The organism is Streptomyces sp. NPDC046876, from assembly GCF_040645035.1.
In the GTDB taxonomy this organism is placed as follows: Bacteria; Actinomycetota; Actinomycetes; order Streptomycetales; family Streptomycetaceae; genus Streptomyces.
This window is the reverse complement of sequence record NZ_JBEYXK010000080.1, coordinates 1-12435: the sequence shown is the minus strand read 5'-3', so window position 1 is coordinate 12435 and position 12435 is coordinate 1. Positions and strand designations below refer to the sequence as shown.

9 protein-coding genes are annotated in these 12435 nt (G+C 73.0%); 8 read left to right on the top strand and 1 reads right to left on the bottom strand.

The genetic code is table 11. From position 1 onward, the window contains the following. Window positions 1–763: 763 nt before the first annotated feature. Window positions 764–5170 carry a cation-translocating P-type ATPase gene (locus ABZ924_RS29520; RefSeq protein WP_361916273.1) on the bottom strand — a complete coding sequence of 1469 codons (4407 nt, stop codon included), beginning with the start codon at window positions 5168–5170 and terminating at the stop codon, window positions 764–766. A 137-nt stretch (window positions 5171–5307) separates the two neighbouring features. On the opposite strand from ABZ924_RS29520, the gene ABZ924_RS29515 reads away from it, so the two are divergent. From ABZ924_RS29515 to ABZ924_RS29480, 8 genes are all read left to right on the top strand, one after another. Beyond that, entirely contained in the window at window positions 5308–5760 is a 453-nt protein-coding gene (locus ABZ924_RS29515) for a hypothetical protein (RefSeq protein WP_361916270.1), read from the top strand. A gap of 69 nt (window positions 5761–5829) precedes the next feature. Then, entirely contained in the window at window positions 5830–6693 is an 864-nt protein-coding gene (locus ABZ924_RS29510; protein WP_361916266.1) for a HipA family kinase, read from the top strand. Continuing rightward, window positions 6690–7073 carry a DUF3037 domain-containing protein gene (locus ABZ924_RS29505; RefSeq protein ID WP_361916263.1) on the top strand — a complete coding sequence of 128 codons (384 nt, stop codon included), beginning with the start codon at window positions 6690–6692 and terminating at the stop codon, window positions 7071–7073. The genes ABZ924_RS29510 and ABZ924_RS29505 overlap by 4 nt, the downstream gene beginning before the upstream one ends. A gap of 141 nt (window positions 7074–7214) precedes the next feature. Further along, window positions 7215–7976: a 3-oxoacyl-ACP reductase FabG gene (gene fabG / locus ABZ924_RS29500; protein WP_361916260.1), complete on the top strand. Its 762-nt coding sequence runs from the start codon at window positions 7215–7217 to the stop codon at window positions 7974–7976. Window positions 7977–7996: 20 nt separating this feature from the next. Further along, window positions 7997–8758, top strand: a complete 762-nt coding sequence (locus ABZ924_RS29495; protein WP_361916257.1) for an SDR family oxidoreductase — start codon at window positions 7997–7999, stop codon at window positions 8756–8758. A gap of 152 nt (window positions 8759–8910) precedes the next feature. Further along, complete coding sequence (locus ABZ924_RS29490; protein ID WP_361916254.1) at window positions 8911–10494, top strand: ABC transporter substrate-binding protein; 1584 nt, start codon at window positions 8911–8913, stop codon at window positions 10492–10494. A gap of 159 nt (window positions 10495–10653) precedes the next feature. Continuing rightward, on the top strand, window positions 10654–11322 hold the full coding sequence (locus ABZ924_RS29485; RefSeq protein ID WP_361916328.1) for a uracil-DNA glycosylase: 669 nt from the start codon (window positions 10654–10656) through the stop codon (window positions 11320–11322). Window positions 11323–11456: 134 nt separating this feature from the next. Continuing rightward, window positions 11457–11939 (top strand): hypothetical protein, encoded by a 483-nt coding sequence (locus ABZ924_RS29480; protein WP_361916325.1) that lies wholly within the window; start codon window positions 11457–11459, stop codon window positions 11937–11939. The last annotated feature ends 496 nt before the right edge of the window (window positions 11940–12435 follow it).

Here is a 12435-nt window from a genome sequence, read left to right as displayed (position 1 = left end):
GCAGCTGACGGGCCGGGGCGGCCGCCGGGACCGGGTGGCCGTGGCAGGCTCCGCAGAGCTCCTGGACGGGCCCGTCGCCGGGGCTGCGCCCGTGGTCCGGGCGCTGCACGGGGGCCACCCCGTACGGACGGACCGCACGCGTCGGACACACGCGCACCCACCTCGTCTCGGTGCCCCTGGTCGGCCGGGGCGAGGCGTACGGCGACCTCCTCATCGCGCGCTCCGGCCGGGACTTCAGCGACGACGAGTTGGCCGCCGCACACTTCGCGGCATGGCTGGCGGCCCTGCACATCGGCTACGCGCGGCACCTGGCGGCGAGCGAGAAGACCGTGCTGGCCGGCCGGACCTCGCGCCCCAGCGGGTGCTGCGCCGACCGGACACCGTGTCGTCCGAAGGGGGCGCAGGCCCGCGACCTGCCTGCTCGTACGGGTCGATCCCGCCCGCGGGCCGACCCTGTACGTCAGCGCCGGACACCTGCCGCCCGCGGTCTTCGGCCGGGACGGCTCGGGCGACCCCCGTCGGGCCGCCGCGGGGCACAGCCATGGGCGGGTACGAGGCTCTGGCCCGGCCGTTCACGCCGGGCCAGACGCTGCTGCTCTACACCGACGGCGTCGTGGAACGCCGCATCGAGGACATCGACACCTCGCTGGCCCGGCTCGCCGCAGGACGACGTGGCCGTCCTGCCGCCCGGCCGCCCCGCCACGGGCACGGCACCGTACGGGGTGCCCTGCCCTCGCTGCGCCGGCCGGGTGAGGAGGCCCGCTCAGCCGGCGGTACGGGCCTTCGCCACCGTCCAGAGGTAGCCCAGGGCGACCGCGGCGGCGATCGAGCCGAGGGCGATTCCCCAGCCGAAGGGGCCCAGCGGTGTGCAGCCGAAGAAGTGGCTGACGCCCGGGATCTGGATGATCGCGGCCAGCACGGCGGCCGAGCCGAGGCCGGCGACGAGCACGTTGCGGTCCGGCCCGCCGGTGGTGAGGGTCTGGACGAGCTGGGTGCCGACCACGGCGGCCAGGGCCACGGTCCCGGCCCGCCTCGCGCTGCCGGTCATGCGGGCCGCCGTCCAGGCCAGCCCGGCGCCGGTGGCGGTCACCGCGCCGCGGTGCAGCATGTCGCGGGTGAGGGTGGTGCTCAACGAGGCGTGCGGGCCCTCTTCGAGAAGGCGTTCGCCGGTCTGCCCGGAAGGTTCCCGCATGGCGATGGCCAGCGAGGGGGCGAGGTCGGTGAGCAGGTTGACGAGCATGATCTGGCGGGCGTTGAGGGGCGTCGTGCCGGTGACGGCGGAGGCCAGGACGCTGAAGGTGACCTCGCCGAGGTTGCCGCCGATGAGGATGGCGAGGGCGGCGCGGACCGAGGCCCACATGGCCCGGCCCTCGGTGAGGGCGAAGACGATGGTCTCGAGCCGGTCGTCGGTGACGACGAGGTCGGCGGCGGCGGTCGCCGCGGGCGTACCCCGCCGGCCGAGCGCGATGCCGACGTCCGCGAGCCGGATCGCGGGGGCGTCGTTGGCGCCGTCACCGGTCATGGCCACGACATGCCCGATGCGTTGGTACGCCTGGACGATGCGGACCTTGTGGGCGGGGCTGCAGCGGGCGATGACGTCCACAGTGGGCAGCAGCGCGTCCAAGGCGTCGTCGTCCAGTTCGTCGAGTTCGGGGCCGGTGCGGACGACGAGCCCCTCGCCCGTGTCACCGAGGGCGGAGGCGATGGCGTCGGCGGTCGCGGGGTGGTCGCCGGTGAGCATGACGGTGTGCACGCCTGCCGCCCGGAGGCGGGCGGTGGCCGGTGCGGCACTGGTGCGCAGGGGGTCGGCGAGGGTGACGAAGCCGAGGAGGGCCAAGTCGCCCACGGTCTCGTCGGTCAGGTCCTCGTCATCGCGCATCCGGCGTTCGGCCACGGCCAGCACCCGGCGGCCCGCGGCGGCGAGTTCCTCGGCCGCCTCGGCCAGCTCCGCCCGGGCGGCGTCGTCCAGCACCGTGGCCCCGCCGTGCGGGGAACGCCGGCGGGCACAACGGGCGATGACGTTCTCGGGTGCGCCCTTCACGCTCAGCAGGAGGCCGCCGGAGGTCTGGCCGGCAGTGGCGTGATAGGCCCGCGCCGGTTCGAAGGGCAGGGTGTCCGTGCGGCGCCAGCGGGCGGCTCCGGTGCGTGCGTCGACCCGGGCCCGCCGCGCGCCGTCGAGGACCGCATGGTCGGTCTGGTGGGCCATCGCCTCGGCCTGGCGGGCGGCCGGGGTGGCGCGCAGCGCTGCGGCCAGCACCTCCTTGTGCCGGCGGCCGAGCCGGTCCACGGACGCGGTGCTCTCGCCGTCGTCGACCTCGGAGAGGCGCAGGGCGCCCTCGGTGAGCGTGCCGGTCTTGTCGAAGCACAGCACGTCCGCACGCCCGAGGGCCTCGATGGTCCGGGGGTTGCGGACCAGCGCGCCCACGTCGGCCAGCCGGCGGGCGGCCGCCAGCTGGGCGGCGTTCACCAGGAACGGCAGCCCCTCGGGTACGGAGGCGACGGCGAGGTTCACGGCGGAGGCGAGGTTCTCGGTGACGGGCCGGCCGTGCAGGAGGCCGGACAGGGTCACGGCGAGGGCGGAGCCGAGGGCGATGGGGATGCTGGAGCGGGTGAGGAAGGAGAGCCGGGACTCCACACCGGTCTCCGGCGCGGACTGGCGGGCCGTGGCCAGACTCCGGCCGGCCTCGGTGGCCTGGCCGGTCGCGACGACGACCGCGACGCCGCGCCCGGCCGACACGCTGGTGCCCTCGTAGAGCATCGAGGTGCGGCCCTGGAGGTGCGGGGCGACCACGGGCGCCGGGTCCTTGGAGACCGGGAGGGACTCACCGGTGAGCGACGACTCCTCCACCTCCAGGCCGTCGCACTCCAGCAGCCGGCAGTCGGCGGGGACCACGTCCTCGGGACGGAGGACCACGACGTCACCGGCCACCAGTTCGCCGGCGGCCACCAGCCGCTCACGACCGGCCCTGCGGACGCGGGCGCCGACCGCGGAGCGGGCGAACAGCTCCGCCAGGGCCCGGTCCGTCCGCACCCGCTGGAAGCCGCCGACCAGCGCGGACAGGCCGGTGATCGCAGCGACCAGGGCGGCGTCGGTACGGGAGCCCACGGCCGCCGCCAGCGCGCCGCCGACCGCGAGGACCGGCGTGAGCGGATTGGAGAGCTCCTCGACGAAGGCGTGCGGAAGGGTCAGCGGCCCCGGCGCGCCGACGGCCGCCCTGTCCGCACGGGCGCCGGCCTCCTGGGCCGAGAGCCCTTCCGGGCGGCTCCCGAGCCTCTGCAGGACGCGGTCGGCGGGCATCAGGTGCCAGGGGGTGGTGGTCACCGGTGGGGCGAGGGGGCGGGCCAGCAACTGCCGGGCGCGCCAGACGCCGAGGCCCATCGCGACGACGCCGGCCACGTTGTTCGTCGCCAGCACACGCGCCGTCGCCCGCCACGGGGGTGACTGGAGGGCCGCGACGGCACCCACACCGCTGCCGCCCGCGGAGAGCAGGTGGCTGTCGCGGTCCACGACGGACGCGGACGCGACGGCATCGACCACGATCGCGGCCGCTTCGAGGTCCCGGCCGACCAGCAGATGAGCACCCCAGGGGGTGAACTCCTCCTCCAGGTGGACGCCGATCGCGCAATCGGCCTCGGCCAGGGCCTGGCGGTTGCCGGACAGCAGCAGAACGACGGAGCCCTCGGCCTGGAGCGCCCGCAGCGCGCCGACCAGCCCCTCGCCCGCGGGCACCACGGCGTCGGCGTACGGAATGCGGGCGTCCGCACGTGCGGTGGCCACGACGATGCGCGCCCCGGCCCGCCGGGCTGCCGCGGCGACGGCCTCGGCGCCCGGGGCGGACGGGGTGGCGAGGCCCGCGACGGCCTGGAGGCGGCGCCCGCGGGCCAGGCCGAGCATCCTCTCGGCCCCGTGGCGCCGCATCCCCTCCACCGCCTCGGACTGCGCCCCGTGAGCGTCGAGGTCCAGTTCCTCCAGGGGAGCGAGGACCCAGTCCCCCTCGCGCCGGGAGGCCAGCGGAGCGTCCGGATCGTAGAGGGCGAAGAGGTGTTCGGACACCTCCTGGGCGTCGGCGCCCTCCGACACGCTCAGGTCGACCGGCTCGTAGCGGTCGCCCCGCAGGGCATCCTCCTCCAGGAGGATCGTGTCGACCTGGCCGAGCCGGCGCAGGACGCTGCGGTCCATCGTGACCACGCCGCGCTCCGCCAGATGCCGGCCGAGGGTGACGGCGAAGCCCTCGCGGCCGGCCCTCGGGGCCTTGGGCACCGAGGCGACGGCGACCGCGAACGCCCGGCGCAGTCCCGCGAAGGGGAGCGCGGCCGCCGCCACGCCGACGCCGGAAGCCATCGACCATTCGGCGAAGCGGTCCGCTCCGTCCCGGGGCACCGGACCCGCCCGTTCCGCCGCTACCGCCCGCGCGGACGCCTCCTCCGGGGAGCGCACCAGGGCGGCTTCGGCCTCGCGCCAGGCGCCGCGTTCGGCGCTCGCCTCGCGCCACGCCGCCACCCGCAGCAACAGGTCCAGGCCGATCCCGCCGCCGCCCGTGGCCACGCCCTGGACCAGCGCAGCCGCCACGGACAGCGCCGACTCGGCCCGCTGCGCACCGCCGACGTCCTCGACCAGGTGCCGCAGCCGCGGATGCACATGGACGGCATCGATGACCGCGGCGACTTCCGGGGGCAGGCCGAACCAGGGTGCGATCCTGCGTACGGTGGCGATGGCCAGGCCGACGGTGTCCGCCGCCATGGCGGGAAGCCAGGCGAAGGGAGGGCCCACGGACGGATGGTCCGGCTCCGGGCGCCAGTCGTCGAAGGCCGCCTCCTCGACCGCATGGTCCCCTTCCGCGCGTGCCACGAGGGCGACCAGCTCCCTCTCGGGCGGGGGCGGCGAGTCCAGCTCGACCACCACGCGTTCCATGGGCGCGTTCACCCGCGCCCACAGCACGCCTGGGTGGTCCTCCAGCGCGCGTTCGATGCGGCGGGCCACGCGTTCGCCGTTCGCGCCGTGGACGCCGGCGACCTCGATGTAGCAGCGCCCCGGCCGCCGCCACACCTCGCGGCGGGGGGATCCGGCAAGGCCCTGTGCCGCTTCCCAGGCCGCCCGGGCCCCCGCCGCCGCGAATCCGGCCAGGCCCGAGAACACTCCGGCTGACGACGACATCTCCGTCTCGGGCATGAAGCGTCGCTCCCTGGGGCGCTGTGGGGCTCGAAGCACAACGGGATCAATCTAGGTCGAATCTGCTTATTCCGCCCCGAAAGGGAAAGGTGACCAGAGGGGACCTCTGCCCGCTTTCGGCCTCGGAGGTGAGATCTGTGGCCATTCCCTTTGACAGTGCCGGCACCGAGTCGGCCCAGCCGCAGCAGGACAGCAGCAGACAGCACACGTTCACCGTGACCGTCCCCTCCTTCCAACGGGTCACGGACGGTGCGCTCAACGCGGCCATGGTCCCTGTCGCCTTGGCGCGCCAGGTGCTGCCCGCCAAGAAGGGCCTTCCCCTCTACCTGGGCCTCGGTGTGCTCGCAGCCGTCGACGTCCTCGAATGGCCCGTGGCCCTCGGCATCGGCCTCGGATACGCCGTCCTGCGCCGCGACGGCGGCCTGATCGGCGCTCCGCCATCGGAGTCCCCGGCACCCGGCCCGCAGGGAGCCCAGGAGCCGGTGAGCCCTCCCGCACCCCCGACCGGGCAGGCCGCAGCGGACGCACCGGCCCACACGCTGTGGTCCACCGGTGAAGCAGGCTCCATGCAATCCGGGTCCATGACCTGAGCCCGACCGCGCAGGCCCTCTCCGCCCCATCCGGCAGGGCGCGACGATCAAGGCGGATAGCCTGGGCGGATGCTGTCCGAAGTGATCGCGACCCGCTACGTCACGCCCTTGCGTGAGGGCGGCTCGCTCCCGGGGATCGTCGAGGCCGACGACCTCGGTACCTACGTCATGAAATTCACCGGAGCCGGCCAGGGGCGCAAGACCCTGGTCGCGGAGGTCATCTGCGGCCGCCTGGCCCAGCGGCTGGGCCTGAGGGTCCCGCGGCTGGTGCAGATGCAGCTCGACCCCGTCATCGGGCTCGGCGAGCCCGACCAGGAGGTCCAGGAGCTGCTCAAGGCAAGCGGCGGGCTGAACCTGGGGATGGACTACCTGCCGGGGTCGATCGGCTTCGACCCGCTCGCCTACCGGGTCGACCCCGCCGAGGCCGGGCGCGTGGTCTGGTTCGACGCCCTCGTCAACAACGTCGACCGGTCCTGGCGCAACCCCAACATGCTCGTCTGGCACGGGGACCTCTGGCTCATCGACCACGGCGCCACCATGATCTGGCACCACAACTGGCCCACCGCCGAGGCCGCCGCGGCCAAGCCGTACAACGCCTCCGACCACGTCCTGGCCCCCGTCGGCCCGGACATCGAGGCGGCCGCCGCGGAGCTGGCCCCGCTCGTGACCGGGGAGCTGCTCGCCGAGGTCGCGGCGGACGTCCCCGACGAGTGGCTCGTCGACGAGCCCGGCTTCGACTCCACCGACGCGGTGCGACGCGCCTATGTGGAGGCGCTGCTGGCGCGCGCGGCCACGATCCACGAGAGGATCACCATGGAGGCTGAGGTCAGGCCCCGGTCCGGTCCGCCGGGCTGGCTCGCCGAGCGCCTTCCTCCCCGGCCCGGCAAGAACGAGAACGACGACAAGACCGAGCAGAAGAGCGACGACGAGTGACCGAGCGGGACGTCTTCGAATACGCGTTGGTGCGCGTGGTGCCCCGGGTGGAGCGCGGCGAGTGCTTCAACGCCGGTGTGATCGTCTACTGCCGGGCGCGCTCGTACGTCGCCGCCCGGACCCATCTGGACGAGGCCAAGCTCCTCGCGCTCGACCCGGGGGCCGACGTGGTCGGCGTACGGGCCGCCCTGCACGGCGTCGAGGGCGTGTGCACCGGCGGTGAGCAGGCCGGCCAGGCGGCGGGCGACGACGCGGGGCGCCGGTTCCGCTGGCTGATCGCGCCCCGCAGCACGGTGGTGCAGCCCGGCCCGGTGCACACCGGGCTGACGGCGGATCCGGAGGCCGAGGTGGAACGCCTGCTCGACCTGCTGGTGCGCTGATCCGGACGACCCGACGGGCCCTGGGCCCGGTGCCGTTGACACCGGGTGCCAGGGCTCCTAGCGTCTCCTCAGCTGAAGCTACTAAGCGGTTGCTCACCTTCGAGGGCCGCCCAGAGGATTCCAAGCGCGAGGAGATCCAGCATGTCCACCACCGAGCAGCGCGTCGCCATCGTGACCGGGGCCGCCCGGGGCATCGGCGCGGCCACCGCCGTGCGCCTGGCCGCCGAGGGCCGGGCGGTCGCCGTACTCGACCTCGACGAGGCGGCCTGCAAGGACACCGTCGAGGCCATCACCGCGGCCGGCGGCAAGGCCGTGGCGATCGGCTGCGACGTCTCCGACGCGGCGCAGGTGGAGGCGGCGGTCGAGCGCGTCGCGGGCCTGCTGGGCGCGCCGACCATCCTGGTCAACAACGCGGGCGTGCTCCGCGACAACCTGCTGTTCAAGATGAGCGAGAGCGACTGGGACACCGTCATGAACGTGCACCTGCGCGGCGCGTTCCTGATGTCGAGGGCCTGTCAGAAGCACATGGTCGACGCCAAGTTCGGCCGCATCGTCAACCTCTCCAGCAGCTCGGCGCTCGGCAACCGCGGCCAGGCCAACTACTCGGCCGCCAAGGCGGGTCTGCAGGGCTTCACCAAGACCCTGGCCATCGAGCTCGGCAAGTTCGGCGTCACCGCCAACGCCGTCGCCCCCGGCTTCATCGCCACGGAGATGACCGCCCAGACCGCTGCGCGCGTGGGCATGGGCTTCGAGGAGTTCAAGGCCGCCGCGGCCACCCAGATCCCGGTGCAGCGCGTCGGCTTCCCCGACGACATCGCCAACGCGATCGCCTTCTTCACGGGCGATGCGGCCGGGTTCGTTTCCGGCCAGGTCCTGTACGTGGCCGGCGGCCCGCTCAACTGACGAGAGGCAAGGGCACCGACATGGCGTACGAAGGAACGGACAGCGGCAAGGTCGCGCTGATCACCGGTGCGAGCCGGGGCATCGGCTACGGCATCGCCGAGGCGCTGGTGGCCCGCGGCGACCGGGTGTGCATCACGGGGCGCAACGAGGAGGCCCTCAAGGAGGCCGTCGAGACGCTCGGCGCGGACCGGGTGATCGGCGTCGCCGGCAAGGCGCACGACGAGGCCCACCAGGCCGTCGCGGTCGAGCGCACGATGGAGGCCTTCGGGCGGGTCGACTTCCTGATCAACAACGCCGGCACCAACCCGGTCTTCGGCCCGATCGCGGACCTGGACCTCGGGGTCGCGCGCAAGGTCTTCGAGACGAACGTGATCTCGGCGCTGGGCTTCGCCCAGCGGACCTGGCACGCCTGGCAGAAGGACAACGGCGGGGCGATCGTGAACATCGCCTCCATCGCCGGGGTCTCCGCCTCGCCCTTCATCGGCGCGTACGGGATGAGCAAGGCCGCCATGGTCAACCTCACCCTCCAGCTCGCCCACGAGATGGCGCCGGGGGTCCGGGTCAACGCGATCGCGCCGGCCGTGGTCAAGACCAGGTTCGCCCAGGCCCTCTACGAGGGGCGCGAGGCGGAGGCCGCTGCGGCCTATCCGCTGGGCCGGCTGGGCCTCCCGGAGGACATCGGCGGAGCTGCGGCTTTTCTTACATCTGCACAAGCGGAATGGATCACCGGTCAAACTCTGGTCGTTGACGGAGGAATGTTCCTCAATGCCGGAGTTCACTGATCGATAATCGGACGTATTTGCCTCCCGCGGGGAGGCAAATACGTATCGAACGTGCGCGAAATCGGTCAAGTGTCACACCAAACCTGCCCCTTGGATTTGTGACGCACTGCGCTAGGGTTTGCGGCACCCCTGGCTGATCGAGGAGCGTGCACGTGTTCAACCGGACCAGAAGCCTGCAGATCACTGCGGCCCTGGCGTCCATATCCCTGCTCGCCGGATGCGGTCTGCTTTCGGATGACAGCAAAGACGCCCAGAAGCGCATCGTCGTCGGCACGACGAGCGCTCCGAGCACCCTCGATCCCGCCGCGGCCTGGGACGGCTCCTGGGAGCTGTACCGCAACGTGTACCAGACCCTCCTGGCCTTCCCCACGGGCTCCAGCAAGCCCCAGCCGGACGCGGCCCAGACCTGTGACTTCACCGACTCCGCGAACGAGTCGTACCGGTGCACCCTGCGCAAGGGCCTGAAGTTCTCCAACGGCGAGCCGCTCGACGCCAAGGCCGTCAAGTACTCCCTCGACCGGATCCGCACCATCGGCTCCAAGGTCGGCCCGAAGGACCTCTTCGGCAACCTCGACAAGATCGAGACCCCCGACGCCGCGACGGTCGTCTTCCACCTGAAGGTCCCGGACGCCACCTTCCCCTTCGTCCTCGGCTCGCCGGCCGCCTCGCTGGTCGCGCCCAAGGACTACCCCGCGGACAAGGTCCGCGAGGACGGCAAGATCACCGGCTCCGGCCCGTACCTGCTGGACTCGTACAAGGAGGGCAGCGAGGCGGTCCTCAGCAAGAACGACTCCTACAACGGCTTCGCCAACCGCCGTAACGACGCGGTAACGATCCGCTACTTCGCGGACTCCACGAAGATGGTCGCCGCGCTCAAGGGCAAGGAGATCGACGCCACCTACCGAGGCCTGTCGGCCACGGAGATCAAGGACCTCCAGAGCCCCGCCTCGCACGGCCAGGGCGTCCAGGTCGTCGAGAACGTCGGCGCGGAGATCCGCTACCTGGTGTTCAACCCGCAGGACCCCAACGTCAACAAGCTCCCGGTGCGCCAGGCGATCGCGCAGATCATCGACCGCGGCGCGCTCGTGTCCAAGGTCTACCAGGGAACCGCCGAGCCGCTGTTCTCGATGGTCCCCAAGGGCGTCGTGGGCCACAAGACGCCGTTCTTCGACAAGTACGGCCAGCCCGACGTCGCCAAGGCCAAGAAGATCCTCAAGGACGCCGGGATCAACGGGCCGGTGGAGCTGACCTTCTGGTACACCACCGACCGCTACGGCGCCTCCACCGCCGACGAGTTCACCGAGATCAAGCGGCAGCTGGACGAGAGCGGCCTGTTCAAGATCACCCTGCGCGGGCAGCCCTGGAAGTCCTTCCAGGAGGGCTACAAGAACGGCCAGTACCCGGTCTTCGGCCGAGGCTGGTTCCCCGACTTCCCGGACCCCGACAACTTCATCGCGCCGTTCGTCGGCAAGGAGAACGCGGTCGGTACCCCGTACGAGCAGAACGAGATCCTGACCGACCTGCTGCCCAAGTCCCGCCGCGAGAGCGACCGCGCCGCCGGCATCCACCAGTTCGAGCAGGCGCAGCAGATCTTCGCCGACGACGTCCGCCTGCTGCCGCTGTGGCAGGGCAAGCTGTACGTCGCCGCGCGGGAGGACATCGCGGGCGGCGAGCGGGCGCTGGACCCGCAGACCGTCTTCCAGATGTGGGAGCTGTACCGCAAGACCAGCTGGTAGCGGGCATCCCGAGCCGGCAGTGGCAGCCGGCGGCCGCACCCGCCGGGGGCTTCGACCCCCGGCGGGTGCGGCGTTGTCAGTGGCCCCCGGTAGGTTCTGAGCTGTTGCACCGCGCAGTGGCGTGTACTTGTACTACCGGAGGTTGTAGACGTGACCCAGATGCTGCCCGAGTCCTGGCTCCCCGTCCTCGGCGGAGAGCTGGACCAGCCCTACTTCAAGGAGCTCACCGAGTTCGTCGAGAAGGAGCGGGCGAACGGGCCGGTCTACCCGCCCCACGAGCAGGTCTTCGCGGCCCTGGAGGCCACCCCCTTCGAGAAGGTGAAGGTCCTCGTCCTCGGCCAGGACCCGTACCACGGCGCCGGCCAGGGCCACGGCCTGTGCTTCTCCGTCCGGCCGGGGGTCAAGACCCCGCCCTCGCTGCGCAACATCTACAAGGAGATGAACCAGGAGCTGGGCACCCCCATCCCGGACAACGGCTACCTCATGCCGTGGGCCGAGCAGGGCGTCCTGCTGCTGAACGCGGTCCTCACCGTCCGCGAGGCCGAGCCCAACTCGCACAAGGGCAAGGGCTGGGAGAAGTTCACCGACGCGGTGATCCGCGCCGTCGCCGACCGCCCCGACCCGGCCGTGTTCGTGCTGTGGGGCGCCTACGCGCAGAAGAAGCTCCCGCTGATCGACGAGGAGCGGCACGTCGTCGTCAAGGGCGCCCACCCCTCCCCGCTGTCGGCGAAGAAGTTCTTCGGCTCCCGGCCCTTCACCCAGATCAACGAGGCCGTCGCGGCGCAGGGCCATGAGCCGATCGACTGGACGATCCCCAACCTGGGCTGACGGCCGACCGCGCCTCGGCACCATCCCCGGTGCCTCCGGTTAGCGTCGGGACGACCGGACCGCAGCGGGTCCGGCGGAGCCAGCCGGAGGCCGCGGTGAGGGAGCAGCAGCAGGAGGCGTCGGAGGACGCCGTCATGACGCGGATCGGCCAGGCGGTCATCCTGCTGCACGCCGGGGACCGGGAGGAGGCCCGCAACCGACTGCGCGAGCTGTGGACCGAGATCGGGGAGGACGGGGACGGGCTCCACCGGTGCACGCTCGCGCACTACCTGGCCGACGCCCAGGACGATCCCGCCGACGAGCTGTCCTGGGACCTGCGGGCCCTCACCGCCGCCGACGGGCTGCGGGAGGGCGCGGGGCCGGGGGTGCGGGACGAGCCGCATCCCGCCGTCCGGGGCTTCTATCCCTCCCTGCACCTCAGCCTGGCCGCGGACTACGCGAAGCTGCAGCGGCCGGCCGAGGCGCGGGTCCACCTGGCCCGGGCCCGGGCTGCCGCCGGGGTCCTGCCGGACGATGGCTGGGCCCGTGGCATCCGCACCGCCATCACCCGCCTGGAACACCGCCTCACGGCCCCTCCGGACCCACCCCCGGGCCCCTTCCCGTCCCAGCACCCCTAGCGCCCCGCGCCGCCGACGCGGGCCCTGGGGCGAGGGCCCGGCGTCATCCAGCCCAGCCGGCTCCGCCCGCGCCCCGGAGCCCGAACCGGCCACCCCTGCCTCTGGGACGGGCTCCGGCCCATCCAGCCCAGCCGGCTCCGCCGCGCCCCGGAGCCCGAACCGGCCACCCCTGCCTCTGGGACGGGGTCCGGCCCATCCAGCCCCGCCGGCGTTCGCAGCCGAGGTCCGGGCATTCCAGCCTCGCCGGCGTTTGAGGCGCGGGGTCTGGGGCGGCGCCCCTGGGGGCCTCCCAGCGGTAGCTGGGGGAGGAACCCGGCTCCGCCGGGCACCAGGCTCCGGCCATTTCAGCCTCGCCTCCCGCTTTCGGAGCCGGGGGTCGCCATTTCAGCCCCCGCCGCCCGCCTTCGAGGCCGGGGTCCGGGCATTCCAGCCTCGCCGGCGTTTGAGGCGCGGGGTTTGGGGCGGCGCCCCAAGAAACCCGGCTCCGCCGGGCACC